Annotated in this window: 16 protein-coding genes; 13 read left to right on the top strand and 3 right to left on the bottom strand. The window is 41.9% G+C overall.

All coding sequences use genetic code 11. From position 1 onward, the window contains the following. Window positions 1–3 precede the first annotated feature (3 nt). Window positions 4–552 (bottom strand): CvpA family protein, encoded by a 549-nt coding sequence (locus BVC88_RS03530; protein ID WP_075349239.1) that lies wholly within the window; start codon window positions 550–552, stop codon window positions 4–6. After that, window positions 553–1005 carry a GatB/YqeY domain-containing protein gene (locus BVC88_RS03525; protein WP_075349238.1) on the bottom strand — a complete coding sequence of 151 codons (453 nt, stop codon included), beginning with the start codon at window positions 1003–1005 and terminating at the stop codon, window positions 553–555. A 61-nt stretch (window positions 1006–1066) separates the two neighbouring features. Between BVC88_RS03525 and BVC88_RS03520 the strand changes: the two genes are divergently transcribed. From BVC88_RS03520 to BVC88_RS03500, 5 genes are all read left to right on the top strand, one after another. After that, window positions 1067–1783: a pyridoxine 5'-phosphate synthase gene (locus tag BVC88_RS03520; protein ID WP_075349237.1), complete on the top strand. Its 717-nt coding sequence runs from the start codon at window positions 1067–1069 to the stop codon at window positions 1781–1783. A 237-nt stretch (window positions 1784–2020) separates the two neighbouring features. After that, window positions 2021–2779, top strand: a complete 759-nt coding sequence (locus tag BVC88_RS03515) for an alpha/beta fold hydrolase (RefSeq protein WP_075349236.1) — start codon at window positions 2021–2023, stop codon at window positions 2777–2779. Then, a complete protein-coding gene (locus BVC88_RS03510; protein ID WP_075349235.1) occupies window positions 2780–3184 on the top strand; it encodes a hypothetical protein in 405 nt (134 codons plus the stop codon). It abuts the gene before it with no gap. Between the two features lie 107 nt (window positions 3185–3291). After that, a complete protein-coding gene (locus BVC88_RS03505; RefSeq protein ID WP_075349234.1) occupies window positions 3292–3513 on the top strand; it encodes a DUF433 domain-containing protein in 222 nt (73 codons plus the stop codon). Beyond that, on the top strand, window positions 3510–3845 hold the full coding sequence (locus BVC88_RS03500) for a DUF5615 family PIN-like protein (RefSeq protein WP_075349233.1): 336 nt from the start codon (window positions 3510–3512) through the stop codon (window positions 3843–3845). Before BVC88_RS03505 ends, BVC88_RS03500 begins: the two co-directional genes overlap by 4 nt. On the opposite strand, the gene BVC88_RS03495 is transcribed toward BVC88_RS03500, so the two are convergent. Beyond that, window positions 3846–5186 (bottom strand): amidohydrolase family protein, encoded by a 1341-nt coding sequence (locus BVC88_RS03495; protein WP_075349232.1) that lies wholly within the window; start codon window positions 5184–5186, stop codon window positions 3846–3848. Window positions 5187–5275: 89 nt separating this feature from the next. On the opposite strand from BVC88_RS03495, the gene BVC88_RS03490 reads away from it, so the two are divergent. The 8 genes from BVC88_RS03490 (at window position 5276) to BVC88_RS03455 (ending at window position 13300) form a co-directional block, all read left to right on the top strand. Further along, a complete protein-coding gene (locus BVC88_RS03490) occupies window positions 5276–5986 on the top strand; it encodes an SAM-dependent methyltransferase (RefSeq protein ID WP_075349231.1) in 711 nt (236 codons plus the stop codon). Between the two features lie 3 nt (window positions 5987–5989). After that, entirely contained in the window at window positions 5990–7060 is a 1071-nt protein-coding gene (locus tag BVC88_RS03485; RefSeq protein WP_075349230.1) for a dipeptidase, read from the top strand. A gap of 221 nt (window positions 7061–7281) precedes the next feature. After that, entirely contained in the window at window positions 7282–8613 is a 1332-nt protein-coding gene (locus BVC88_RS03480; RefSeq protein WP_075349229.1) for a PEGA domain-containing protein, read from the top strand. A gap of 240 nt (window positions 8614–8853) precedes the next feature. Continuing rightward, window positions 8854–9561 (top strand): orotidine 5'-phosphate decarboxylase / HUMPS family protein, encoded by a 708-nt coding sequence (locus tag BVC88_RS03475; RefSeq protein WP_075349228.1) that lies wholly within the window; start codon window positions 8854–8856, stop codon window positions 9559–9561. A gap of 3 nt (window positions 9562–9564) precedes the next feature. Next, entirely contained in the window at window positions 9565–10599 is a 1035-nt protein-coding gene (locus tag BVC88_RS03470) for a zinc-binding dehydrogenase (RefSeq protein WP_075349227.1), read from the top strand. 1 nt (window position 10600) lies between these two features. Beyond that, window positions 10601–11398, top strand: a complete 798-nt coding sequence (locus tag BVC88_RS03465; RefSeq protein WP_075349226.1) for an SDR family NAD(P)-dependent oxidoreductase — start codon at window positions 10601–10603, stop codon at window positions 11396–11398. Between the two features lie 18 nt (window positions 11399–11416). Further along, on the top strand, window positions 11417–12304 hold the full coding sequence (locus BVC88_RS03460; protein WP_075349225.1) for a sugar phosphate isomerase/epimerase family protein: 888 nt from the start codon (window positions 11417–11419) through the stop codon (window positions 12302–12304). Between the two features lie 117 nt (window positions 12305–12421). Continuing rightward, window positions 12422–13300 (top strand): SMP-30/gluconolactonase/LRE family protein, encoded by an 879-nt coding sequence (locus tag BVC88_RS03455; RefSeq protein ID WP_075349224.1) that lies wholly within the window; start codon window positions 12422–12424, stop codon window positions 13298–13300. Window positions 13301–13398 lie beyond the last annotated feature (98 nt).

The following is a 13398-nucleotide window of genomic DNA, read 5'->3' as shown; positions in this document are numbered from 1 at the left end:
CTCTTAAATGTCTTCGGCTTTTTCTTTAATGTCTTCGACAAACTCCTCCAACTTATCTCTGGTACTTTTTACGCTAGGAAATAATGGCTCCACAGCATCAATCACCGCAGGCGCCAAAGGTTTGATATAGCCCAGGATTTCTGAATTTTTCAGCCACTTTTTAGGGAGATCCATTTTGAATTCGTTGGTAAACCAAAGAAACAAACTAATAAAAAATCCTGCTTTGACTATTCCTAAAATCCCTCCAGCAGCACTGTCAATTCCACCCAACAAGATCAAATCCATGACTTGCTTCAGGGCCCAACCCACTATTCGAATCAATAGCATTGTGATAATAAAAATAACTAGGAAACCCACCAAAGGATATCCAAGATTGACTTCTTTGACTGTTTCCCCCAACCAATTGGCCATGCTGTCCATGAAGTAAAAACCCAAAACAATAGCGATCACAAAACCAACTAGACCTACGATGCTCATGAGAAACCCTTGTTTGAATCCCTCATAAGCACCTAGGCCCAAGATGATCAATATGACAATGTCAACTGCTTCCAATTAGCTATTCAATAGTGCTTTCACTTTTTCAGCAATCACCTTGCCATCTGCCTTTCCTGCAAGTTCTTTACTGGCAACGCCCATTACTTTTCCCATATCTTTTGGGCTTGAAGCTCCAGTTTGTGTGATAATGGCTTTGATCGCTGCTGTGATTTCTTCCTCAGTCATTGCCTTTGGCAAAAACTCCTGAATAATGGCTAGTTCGGCCATTTCCACTTCCAAAAGATCCGCTCTTCCCTGCTGCTCATAGATCTCTGCGGAGTCCTTTCGCTGCTTGGCTGCTTTGGTGAGGATTTTCAATTCGTCCTCTTCAGTGATTTCCGCTTTAGCTCCACTCTTCGTTTCTTCCAACAAAATCAGGGATTTGATAGCTCTTAAGGCACTCAGTCGAGTTTTATCCTTGGCGATCATTGCGGATTTAATTTCACTTTCTATGTTCTGCTTTAAACTCATAAGTCCTAAGTTTGTGTTACAAGGTTATTAATTAATCCAAAAATACCTTTTCAGATCGGATATGACCAAGCTAAGTGTAAATATTAACAAGATTGCCACCCTACGGAATGCCCGTGGAGCCAATAATCCCAATGTGGTTCAAGTCGCTTTGGATGCTGAGCGATTCGGTGCGGAAGGCATTACAGTCCACCCTAGACCAGATGAGCGCCACATTCGCTACCAGGATGTGATGGATCTTTCGAAAGTCGTGACTACAGAATTTAATATCGAGGGCTACCCTGACCCGCGATTTATGGATTTGGTGAAAAAGGTAAAGCCAGCTCAAGCCACCTTGGTACCCGATCCGCCAACTGCGATTACTTCCAATACTGGTTGGGATACGATTAAGCACCAAAGTATGCTCCAAGATATTGTCGCTGAGTTGAAAGAAGCTGGAGTGCGGGTTTCGATCTTTATCAATCCTGAGGCAAAATACTTTGAGCCCGCAAAACTTACCGGAACAGATCGAGTGGAACTCTACACTGAACCTTATGCGGTGGGTTTTCCAATTAATCCTGAAAATGCAGTAAAGCCTTACATAGAAGTGTCTAAAATTGCTCGGGAATTGGGTTTGGGATTAAATGCCGGTCACGATTTAGACTTACACAATTTGGGCTTTTTGAAGAAAAGCATTCCCTACTTAGACGAAGTTTCCATCGGCCATGCCTTGATCTGCGATGCCTTGTATTATGGATTGGAGAATACCATTCAGATGTATCGGAGGAAGTTGGAGGAGTAGGAAGTTGGAAGTTGGAAGTTGGGAAAGGTTGAAACTTCAACATTCATTATTCGGCATTCCACATTATTTATTAAAAAAAAACTGATTTAGAAAATTGTAGGGATTACTCTAAATCTCGTAAATCACACTTCGTAAATCGTAAATCACACATGAAATGCCCATGACGAGCGGTCGACTCACAGGTGAATGATTATTCAGGGCATTCCATCTGACCATTAAAAAAACAATTATAAACAGATGAAATTAAACTTCAAAAAAATAGGCTCCGGGCCACCATTAGTTATTCTTCACGGACTTTTCGGTTCGGCGGACAACTGGTACAGCATTTCCAGAGAGCTCGATAAAGAATTCACCATGTATTTGGTAGACCAGCGTAATCATGGAGATTCACCTCATTCCCATAAGTGGAACTATGAAGTGATGGCAGCCGATATACTGGAATTGTTGGATGATGAAGGCTTGGACAAAGTCTTCTTGATGGGGCATTCCATGGGAGGGAAAGTTGCCATGACCTTTGCAGTCAATAATCCTGAACGTGTGGAGCGATTGATCGTGGCCGATATTTCTCCTCGATACTATCCAGTTCATCATGAGGTGATTTTGGATGGACTTCGGGCGATTAATTTGCCAGAGATCCAATCCCGAAAAGAAGCAGATGACAAACTTGCCGTACATATTCCTGACTTCGGGACCAGACAATTTCTACTGAAAAGTCTAGGAAGAAACGCAGATGGATTTTACTGGAAAATCAACCTTCCGGTAATTGTCGCCAATATTGAGGAAGTCGGAAAAGCTTTGGAAGAAGATGCGATCTATAAAGGTGAAACCTTGTTTTTGGCAGGAGAAAAGTCAAAGTACATTCAAGATAAAGACATGGAAAGCATCTTGGAGCATTTCCCCAATTACCAATTAAAAACCATCTCCAATGCCGGCCATTGGCTTCACGCGGAGCAACCCAAAGCTGTCGTAGAAGAAATCCGAAGTTTTTTGAAATAAATGATGCTTAAGTTTCTTCTTCTCCTTTCGTTGTTTTTCACAAAAGCTCCTGACTACAAAAAGCAACTTGCAGCACTGAAGGAGACTTATCAGAATTGTCTGGATGAGGGCAAGTTTATGATGAATTGTTCTAGGGATTTTTATGATCAACTGGAAGAATTGATGAATCATATTTTACTTGATTTTCAAGAAAATGCGAGTCAAGAAAAATTAGAGGCAATTCTTGAAAGCCAAGAGGAATGGGAAATAGAAATACAACCCGAGTTTTCGCTGATCAATCAAAAATTAGATTCTGTTACGGGACCAAATGGGGCGGTGCCATTGGATGATTTGATGTTTGCTTACAATGACCGAGCAAGGATTATTGAAGATCGGATCAACCAGCTGATTCTATTTTTGAAATAGGCCCAAAATCTTTCAAAAGTTTCCCATAGAACAATTGGGCTTATTTGTTTGCTCTGAATCTTTCTATTGCCTTAAAATTTTCAAACTGAATTACTTATATTTAGTATATGAATTATCAAGATTTTCTAGAAATCAGACCAGATAAACGTTTTGGTAAACCTACGATTAAAGGAACCCGGATTTCTGTTTATGATGTTTTAAACTGGCTTGCTAATGGAATGACCAAAAAGGAAATCATTGATGATTTTGAGGAATTGAATGAGGAAATGATTAATGCATGCTTGGCTTTCGCAGCTGATAAAGAACATAAATTAATTGTAGCTAATTGAAATTACTTTTTGATCAAAACATATCCCCCAAAATAATCAACCAACTCTTGGCAAATTTCCCAAACTCTAACCACGTTAGGTTTCTTGGACTTGAGGATGCTTCAGATTTATTGATTTTCCAAACTGCAAGAAAGTTGGATTTTTCACTTATAACTTTCGATTCGGATTTTATTGATTTAAATATTTTGTACGGTTCTCCTCCAAAAATTATTTGGCTGAGAACCGGAAATTTGACAACAAATTCTATCACTCAAATCCTTTTGAGAAATTTTGAATTGATACAAGAGTTCTTGAACTCAGCAGAACAAGAGGTGATTGAGATTTTCGGATAATCACTTCACCCGCTTCCCATGCTTGATCACCAGATCCACATCCTGAAGTAAGGAGATGTGTCGAAGCACATCCCCGCGCACGGCGATAATGTCCGCATATTTTCCTTCGGAGATGGTCCCATAATCTTGGTCAACTTTCATGGCCACCGCCGGCCAATAGGTCGCAGCCTTGATTGCTAATAAAGGATCATAGCCAAACTCATTTACCCACACATCCAACTCATTCCAGGTACTTTGGCTGTGAAATTTCATTGGAATCCCGCTATCTGTTCCGATCAGCATCACCACGCCGCTTTGCTTGAGTTGGGAAAACTTCCGCTCCAGCGTCGGCTTTCGCACTGGTGTCAATTGGAAATAAGACATCCTACCTGGATAGCGAAGGGAAGCTCTTATGTCTCGAATGATTGAATCAGGTAAACCCAAATGCCAACTCGGATCATCCAGTTTTTCGGGATTATTCCGCACCGATTCATAATTGTATAAACCCTCCACCGTCGGAGTCCAGAAGAGCGGACCACGATTCATTTGAGCTGAGCGCTCTTGAATCATCAACATAATGTCTTCAGGATATTCCGGAGCAGAACTCAACCCCGTATGTTCAAAACAATCCACACCAATCTTCAATCCAACACGAATTTCCTCCGGTCGATGTGAATGCCCAACGACCGGTAAGCCATATTTATGCGCCTCATCTACCACTGCCTGTGCTTCCTCCAAAGTCATCTGATCCTGATCAATCAACTTGATCACGTCCACTCCGGCATCTGCAAGTTTTTTGACTTTAGCTTTGGCATCTGCTACGCCATTTACTCCCCAGCGGAAAGCTTCAGTCCCCGGATAAGCTGTTTTTTGGATAAATGGCCCGGACACATAGATCGTCGGACCGGGGATTTCCCCGCGATTGATCTTATCTCGCACATTAATACTCGCTTCCAAGGGTGCTCCCAAATCCCGAGCACTCGTCACCCCAGCCATCAAAAGCTGATGCGCAGAAGAAGGCATAATTACCGATTCAAACAAATCAATGTATGTCTTATCCCAATGGTCATAGTCACTATGCCCGTTGATCATCAAGTGCACATGCATGTCCCAAAGCCCAGGCATCACACTCATCCCTTCGGTAGAAATCACTTCTGCTCCAGCAGGTACTTCCAGACTTCCAACCTGACCGACCGCAGTTATTTTATCATTCTCAATTAAAATCACTGAATTTCGAATCGGCACTCCTCCAAAACCATCGATCAAGGTACCGCCGACAAGGGCTTTGGTAGTTTGTGAGAATACTAATGTCGAACCAATGGTGAGCGACAAAAATGTTATAATTAGATTTTTGATGTTCATGGATACTTGAGGATTTGAATGAATAAGTTAAAGATTTTGCTCATTAAATTTTAACTTTCGAGTCAAGCTCAATTTTTGAATCCGAAGAAATGCCCAAAGGAAAACTCTTCCTCATCCCCAATGTACTAGCAGAAAATACTGCCCAATCCATCATCAGTCCTCAGATCAAAGAGGTCATCAGCCATACTAAAGTATATCTGGTTGAAAACCTACGCACTGCCCGACGCTACATTAGTAGCCTAAAGCTTGGAGTTAATATCGAAGAACTCCATATGGAAATCTTGGATAAAAATACCGCTCCAGAGACCATTAATCGGCTAATGCAACCTTTGCTCAATGGCGCAGATATGGGAATCATTTCCGAGGCAGGCTGCCCAGGAATTGCCGATCCAGGTGCATTGGCAGTGGCTCACGCTCATGTGAAGGGAATCCAAGTCGTGCCGCTTTCCGGTCCCAGTTCCATGTTTATGGCCTTGATGGCTTCAGGTTTTTCGGGTCAGTCTTTTGCTTTTCATGGCTACTTACCTATCGATAAAAAGGAGAAAACTGCCGCTTTGCGAAAGCTGGAAACTGAATCTGCCAAGGAACAGCGAGCCCAGATTTTCATGGAAACCCCCTTTCGCAATAACCAACTTTTGGAAGATATTCTGAGCACTTTGGCTCCCCAAACCAAGCTTTGCATTGCGAAAAATCTGACCGCATCGGATGAGTTGGTTCTCACCAAAACCATAGCTGAATGGCAAAAACTACCGATTGACCTGCATAAAATTCCCACTGTCTTTATCCTCCAAAGTTTCTAAGCCATGTTTACGATCGATGCCCACCTAGATCTCAGTATGAATGCCCTCGAGTGGAACAGGGACCTTAGCAGGCCTACCAGCGAGATTAATGCCCGTGAAAAAGGAATGTCTGACAAACCTGATCGAGGAAATTCGCTGGTTTCTTTGCCAGAACTTCGAAAGGGAAATATCGGCTTAGTCGTAGCTACCCAGATCGCTCGCTTTGTGGCTCCGGATAATCCACTTCCAGGCTGGAATTCTCCAGCACAAGCTTGGGCACAAACGCAGGGACAATTGGCTTGGTACCAAGCGATGGTAGCCCAGGGTGAAATGCGGCAGATCCGAAATTGGACAGAATTGGAACTGCATTTAGCAGATTGGAAAGACGGGGGAAATCTAGAAAAGAAACCAGTTGGCTTTATTCTTTCTTTGGAAGGAGCCGATTCGATCGTAAATCTGGATTATTTGGAAAAGGCCTACGAAAGCGGACTCCGAGCATTAGGACCTGCTCACTATGGTCCAGGACGCTATGCTTTTGGCACAGATTCATCTGCGCCCCTAAGTGAAACCGGAAAGGCTTTAATCCGAAAAATGGATGAATTGGGAATCATTTTAGATGTCACCCACCTTTGCGATTTGGCATTTTGGGACGCACTGGAAATCTACAAAGGCCCGGTTTGGGCAAGTCATAATAACTGTCGGGCTTTAGTGGATCACAACCGGCAATTTTCAGATGAGATGATCAAAGCCTTAATTGAGCGTGGTGCTGTGATCGGATCAGCGATGGATGCCTGGATGCTCAGTCCCAATTGGGAGCGGGGAAGGTCTACTCCACAAGAACGAAATGTGAGTTTGGAAACCGTTATTGATCACATGGATCATATCTGCCAAATCGCAGGAAATGCGAATCATATAGGAATCGGTTCGGATCTTGATGGTGCTTTCGGTAAAGAACAATCTCCTCATGATTTGGATACGATCGCTGATTTGCAAAAAATCCCAACAATCTTAGCCGGAAGAGGGTACAGCCCTCAGGATATCGAAAAAGTGATGCATGGAAATTGGTTGAGATTTCTTGAAACCTCCTGGAAATAAAGATCTTATTTCAATCATACTAGCCTTGGAATTATGTTTTTTGGTGAAAAATTGAATTAATCCTTTTGGTTTTTTTGTTTAAGTTCATTTTAATCAATTATTTGCGTCAATCATTCCAATAAAAAATATTTATGAAATCGAGCATGACTAAAAAGTCACACAATGAGATGATTAAGTGCTGCGAGATTCCATATGTCCTTTAAAAAACAAATAATAATCTTATGAAATATAGATTTCTACTCACCCTATTTTCACTTTTTATTTTAATACATCCCACCTTCTCCCAAAAAATTCAAATCACCGCTAATCATTCGGATGCAAAATTCATTTTGCTGAATGACTATGATGATACGGACAAACAAGAGCTTGGAACAGGAACAATAGAGTACAAACTTGAGAAAGATTCAAAGAATCGCATCAAAGTCACTAAGCCTGGTTTTGAACCTGTCATCAAGGAATATAACCGTGATTTAAAGTGGGATAAAGACCAGCGAGTTTCCCTTGATAGCAGAAGAATAGAGATATCGGCAGAGCCTTATGATGCCGAAATTTTTGTGGATGGACGTCTTATAGGGAAAAAAGCAATTTATCTGGTTATTCAAAAAGATCGATTCCATACTGTTGAAGTCAAAAAACCTGGTTTTGCCAAAATGGAAAAAACCTATTACAACGCTTCTGACCGTGAAACCCCTCCTATGAAAGATTACTTTCAGTTGAAGGATCGGGAAGTAAGATTGGAAGTAAGTCCTGCCGATGCGGTAGTCAGTTCAAATGGGATTTCTATGGGCAAAGGAAATCAGGACATCCAAATTCCACTGGGAGATTGCGTCACAGTGACTGTGAATAAGGATGGTTTTGTGGAGTACAACAAGGTGTTTTGTAACAAAGAATCTGACCCAGAGCCACCAACCAGAGAAATAGCCAAATTGGAAGACAGGTTAGTCAAAATCACCACCAACCCCTCTGATGCGGTAATCGAAATTGGTGGAAAAAGAGTAGGAACTGGAAGCTATGATCTGAAAGTTTCGAAAAATGCTTGCGTTGAAGTTAGAGTATCCAAAGATGGATTTGTCCGGTATGTGAAAAACTATTGCAACCAGACCAATATGCAAGAGCCTCCTACCACGGACTTCATAGAAATGAATGTGGATGAAGCTTACACTTCTTCAGTTTCATCGGATTTGGCTAATGTAAGAATCACAGTCCCGGTGAATACCATCCATAGCTCCGAAGAAGCTTGGAGGATTTTGAGTTCTATTATTACAAGGTATTTTGATATTTTGGAGACAGTGGATTACAACACTGGTTATTTGACTACTTCTTGGCAGGTACAGAACTTCCAATCAAGTATTATCCGTACTAGAGTAATTGTCAGTAGCGGTGGAAATTCTGATCAATTAGCATATGCGATTAAATTGATTAGTCAGGAAGCTTATCTTGATGGTCAAAATCAAGTAACCGTCAAAGACGATGAGAAATTCGAAGATTGGGCAAGAATCCTGAAAAAGTATGAAGGTCTAATCGAAGAAGTTCAAGCAAGGCTCCAACAGTAAGAGATTCAATGTAAAACCAAAACCTCAGTCATAAATGGCTGAGGTTTTTTATTTTGAGGAAAACTGAAAAAATCTTCAAAACCTTATTTTTTCAGGTGAGTGATAGAAAGTTGACTTTCAAAAAAGGATTATATTAAGCATTCACTTTTTTAAAATTAAACCCAAAAATTATGAAATGCCCTTTAGAAAAGTTCTAACACAGGGGAATGTCCCGATAGCTAAAAAATAAATTATAATCATATGAAACCTATCGTACAGATTTCCCTTGATCTTACAAATATTGATGAGGCTCTGGAAACTGCAGCTTTGGCAATAAGAGCTGGAGTAGATTGGCTGGAAGCTGGAACTCCTCTGATTTTAGCCGAAGGATTACACGGTGTAAGAAAACTACGAGAGGCATTCCCTGGAGTTCCTTTGGTTGCGGATCTGAAAACCATGGATGGAGGATATCTGGAGGCAGAAATGATGGCCAAAGCGGGAGCCACTCATGTGGTCGTAATGGCTAGAGCTCATGCCGAAACCATCAAATGTGTGGTCCAAGCCGGTAAGGACTTTGGAATAAAAGTGATGGGAGACAATATGGTCTGTGAAAGCATGGTGGATGGGGCAAAATTTCTGGAAGACTTAGGCTGTGATTATGTTATTCACCACATTGGATATGATGAAAGGCGGGGTATTGCAGCCTCCGGAAAAAGGATGCCTAGTCCATTGGACCAACTTCGAGAAGTAGTGGCAGCTGTAAACATTCCCGTGCAGGCAGTGGGTGGACTTTCCTTGGAACAAGCAATTCAATGTCCCCAATATGGGGCTCCGCTAGTTGTTCTTGGCGCTCCTTTGACAATCGATGCTGACTCATTCAAAACGGCAAGCGGAGACCTTGAAGCCTCACTTCGGATGATTTGCGAAGCAATCCATAAACAAACAACCATTTCACCTAAAAGATCTTAAGCCATGTCCAGCACCAAAAACGCAGCAGTAGTTAACTTCTCTGAGAAAAAACATTCGGTTGAAATCCGTGAAATTCCGATTCCTGAAATCGGAGCAGATGATATTTTATTGGAAGTTGAAAATGTGGGTGTTTGCGGAAGTGATCTTCACCAATGGACCTCAGATCACAGTTGGCCTGTAAATTATCCTGTGGTTTTGGGACATGAGTTTGGAGGAAAAATTGCAGCATTAGGTCAAAATGTAAAAACCTGGAAAGTTGGAGATCGCGTAGTCAGTGAAACGGCAGCCGTGATAGATAGTCAGAATCCCATGAGCAAAGTGGGACTTTATAATCTAGATCCAACGCGAAAAGGATTTGGCTACGGTGTCAATGGTGCCATGACTCGATTTGTAAAAGTCCCTGCAAGATGCCTACACAGTGTGCCCGATAACCTCTCATTTGAGGAAGCTTGCCTTACCGAACCTTGTTGCGTGGCTTACAATGCGGTAGTTGGAAACTCATCCATCAAACCCGGTGATCGTGTGATCATGATTGGCCCGGGAACCATTGGGATTCTTTGCGCAGCCGTTGCCAGACTATGCGGAGCTGAAGTAGCTATTATAGGCTTGGAAGCTGATAAAGGCAGATTGGAAATCGCCAAAAAATACGGATGTGATACCATCATCGGAGATGCGGAAAATTGGGCTAGAAAAAGAGATGGGATGGGTGCAGATCTTGTTGTTGATGCGGCTGGAGTCAGTGATGCATTACTAATCGCTATGAAACTGGTTCGCCCAAATGGACAAATCACCAAAGTTGGCTGGGGACCTCAGCCATGTAATTTTTCCTTGGACCCGATAATCCAAAAGAACGTTCGACTCCAAGGGAGTTTTAGTCATAATTGGCCTATATGGGAAAGGGTAATCGCCTTACTTTCCAGCGGTGCTTTAGACGTAAAACCAATTATCGGTGGAGTCTGGCCGATTACAGAATGGAAGGCAGCTTTTGAAAAAATGCATAAAGGCCAAGTGGTGAAATCTGTTTTAAAACCTGTTTAATATGAGACTCAAAGGAAAAGTCATCATCGTAACTGGTAGTACGACTGGCATCGGAAAAGCAATCGCTAAACGCTGTATAGAAGAGGGCGCAAATGTGGTTTTACACGGACTTGAGTATAACTTAGGACAAGAGGTACTTCTGGAAATTGGAACTGATAAAGCTGTTTTTCATCATGAAGATCTGGCAGAGGAAGGCTGTGCAGGAAGACTTGTAAAACTTGCTTTAGAAACCTGGGGGAAATTAGATGCAGTAGTCAACAATGCCGCCTGGGTCATAACATCGAACATCGATACCACCGATCGAGCATTCCTTCAAAAAGTTCTGGACATCAATACCATTGCTCCATTCCTTTTGATTCAAGCTGCTTTACCTGAATTGAGTAAAAACAGCGGATGCGTTTTGAATATCGGTTCGGTAAATGCCTGGAGTGGGGAGCCCAATCTTTTAGCTTACAGTATTTCCAAAGGAGCTTTGATGACGATGACCAAAAATCTAGGGGATGTTTTGATGCGAGAGCATGGTGTAAAAGTCAACCAGATAAACCCAGGTTGGGTGCTCACCGAAAGGGAGCGGGAACGAAAAAAACAACATGGACTTTCAGATACTTGGTATGAAGACATTCCTCCCATGTATGCCCCTTCAGGAAGGATTTTAAAGCCTGAAGAAATTGCTGCCGCTGCTATTTATTGGCTTTCTGATGAATCAGGACCAATCAGTGGTCAAGTAGTCGATCTTGAGCAACATCCAATGATTGGCAGAAATGTTCCAAAGGACGCCACGACTATTCCACACAATTAAACTTAACACAAAACTCAAATGCCCAAAATAGCAGCCTTTCCAAAAGCTTTTATGAATGCACTTTGCAAGGACGGAACAATGAAAATATCCGAATGGGTCGAGCTTGCTGCCCCTCTGGGAATTGACGGTTTGGAGTGGTATGCCGGTTTTCTTGAAATGGAGGATCAAAAAAACTGGCCAGTTTTCAGGAGAATGGTAGAAGACAAAGGAATGGTCATTCCCATGATGTGCTGCTCTCCTGACTTTACTCACCGTGACAAAGCTTTCAGAGAGAAAGAAATCCAAAAGCAGAAGCGTTGGATTGAAATGACAGACGAGCTTGGAGGAAAATATTGCCGTGTTCTTTCCGGGCAATATCGACCCGAGCTTACTGTAGAGGAAGGAATCAAGCTAGCAAAAGACTGTATTGAAGCTTGTCTCCCTTACGCCAAATCACTTGGAATTACCCTTGTTATTGAAAATCATTACAAGGATGATTTTTGGGAATTTCCTGAATTTGCCCAAAAGCGAGCCATTTTCACCAAACTGGTAAACAGCATCCATCATCCAAATTTTGGAGTGAATTACGACCCAAGCAATGCATTTTTGGCTGGCGAAGATCCTCTGGATTTATTGTATGACGTTTCAGAGCGGGTACTTACGATGCATGCAAGCGACCGTTTTTTAAAATACGGGACCATCGAAGATTTGAGAAAAGAAGAAGGAGGAGCACTGGGATATGCTAAGCGATTGAGTCATGGAGAAATCGGACAAGGAATGAATGATTATGATGCCATTTTCGCCGAGTTGAAAAGAGTAGGTTTTGATTCTTGGATCAGCATTGAGGATGGTGTCGATGGCATGGATCAACTTCAGCGATCTGTGGCATTTTTGAAAAAGAAAATTGCTCAGTATTGGCATCAGTGATTTACGAAATGGGAAATACGAAATACGCTCTTTAAGTAACCTTTGAGGTGTCATTTCGAAGGAGGAACGACTGAGGAATCTCCTCGAAGGTTTATAAAACATTTAATCGAAACAACCTTGAAAACCTACAACTACACTTCCATCCCTTCCCAATGCTTCCTCGGTGAAGGGCCTTATTGGCATGCAGGACGACAAAGTTTCTTCTGGGTAGATATTGAAACAGGAAAATTATTTGAACATCATCTCGAGACCGCGGAAACCAAAACACGAATTTTCCCTCATCGTTTGGCAGTGGTTTTAGAGGATAAGGAGGGCAACCTTATTCTAGGATTAGACCGAAAACTGGCAAGATTTAATTTAGAGAGCGAAGAATTGACCTGGCTTTTTGAAGTAGAACCTGAGCTTCCACTGCACAGATTTAACGATGGAAAAGTGGATTCCAATGGTCGAGTTTGGATTGGAACTTTGAGCACTTTATTTACTGAAGGGGCTGGCTCACTTTATTGCATCGAGCAGGATCTGAAACCACAAAAAAAACTAACTAATCTGACCATTTCTAATGGAATGGCCTGGACGGAAGACAATCAGACATTTTACTTTATCGATACGCCGACCAGACAGATCAAGGCATTTCAATTTGATCTAGTGTCCGGTGAAATAGAATTTGCTAGAGTAGTCGTTGAGATTCCGGAAGAGTTGGGGTTTCCAGATGGGATGTGTATAGACCAAGAAGGAATGCTATGGGTTGCACATTATGGTGGATCGGGCGTGTATCGATGGAATCCAAATTCTGGAGAACTATTAGATAAAATCGAATTACCAGTCCCTCATGTTACTTCTTGTTGTTTTGGAGGAGAGAATCTTGACATGCTGTTGATTACCACGGCTCAGGAAAACCTTAGTGATATCCAACTGAAAGAATTTCCAATGAGTGGAGATGTTTTTTTGGTTAAGGCGAATATGAGAGGATTTCAAAGTAAAAAAGCAGTTTTTTAAATCTCAGTTTTATTAGGTTTCTGTGGTTACTCAACTTAAAATAAGAGATCAAGTTGCCAACACATCAATTTAATTCTTCAATTGGACGGAGTCTCGAA

It is taken from the genome of Algoriphagus marinus, from assembly GCF_001936475.1.
Classification (GTDB): Bacteria; Bacteroidota; Bacteroidia; order Cytophagales; family Cyclobacteriaceae; genus Algoriphagus; species Algoriphagus marinus.
Note: the sequence above shows the minus strand (reverse complement) of the source record. Positions and strands in the feature narration are given on the sequence as shown.

Excerpts from the sequence above, each read along its gene's own strand:
- BVC88_RS03490 (WP_075349231.1), top strand. The coding sequence starts at position 5,276 with ATGCCCAAAGGAAAACTCTTCCTCATCCCCAATGTACTAGCAGAAAAT.
- BVC88_RS03520 (WP_075349237.1), top strand. The coding sequence starts at position 1,067 with ATGACCAAGCTAAGTGTAAATATTAACAAGATTGCCACCCTACGGAAT.
- BVC88_RS03525 (WP_075349238.1), bottom strand. The coding sequence starts at position 1,005 with ATGAGTTTAAAGCAGAACATAGAAAGTGAAATTAAATCCGCAATGATC.
- BVC88_RS03460 (WP_075349225.1), top strand. The coding sequence starts at position 11,417 with ATGCCCAAAATAGCAGCCTTTCCAAAAGCTTTTATGAATGCACTTTGC.
- BVC88_RS03465 (WP_075349226.1), top strand. The coding sequence starts at position 10,601 with ATGAGACTCAAAGGAAAAGTCATCATCGTAACTGGTAGTACGACTGGC.
- BVC88_RS03505 (WP_075349234.1), top strand. The coding sequence starts at position 3,292 with ATGAATTATCAAGATTTTCTAGAAATCAGACCAGATAAACGTTTTGGT.
- BVC88_RS03475 (WP_075349228.1), top strand. The coding sequence starts at position 8,854 with ATGAAACCTATCGTACAGATTTCCCTTGATCTTACAAATATTGATGAG.
- BVC88_RS03470 (WP_075349227.1), top strand. The coding sequence starts at position 9,565 with ATGTCCAGCACCAAAAACGCAGCAGTAGTTAACTTCTCTGAGAAAAAA.
- BVC88_RS03515 (WP_075349236.1), top strand. The coding sequence starts at position 2,021 with ATGAAATTAAACTTCAAAAAAATAGGCTCCGGGCCACCATTAGTTATT.
- BVC88_RS03495 (WP_075349232.1), bottom strand. The coding sequence starts at position 5,186 with ATGAACATCAAAAATCTAATTATAACATTTTTGTCGCTCACCATTGGT.
- BVC88_RS03510 (WP_075349235.1), top strand. The coding sequence starts at position 2,780 with ATGATGCTTAAGTTTCTTCTTCTCCTTTCGTTGTTTTTCACAAAAGCT.
- BVC88_RS03480 (WP_075349229.1), top strand. The coding sequence starts at position 7,282 with ATGAAATATAGATTTCTACTCACCCTATTTTCACTTTTTATTTTAATA.
- BVC88_RS03485 (WP_075349230.1), top strand. The coding sequence starts at position 5,990 with ATGTTTACGATCGATGCCCACCTAGATCTCAGTATGAATGCCCTCGAG.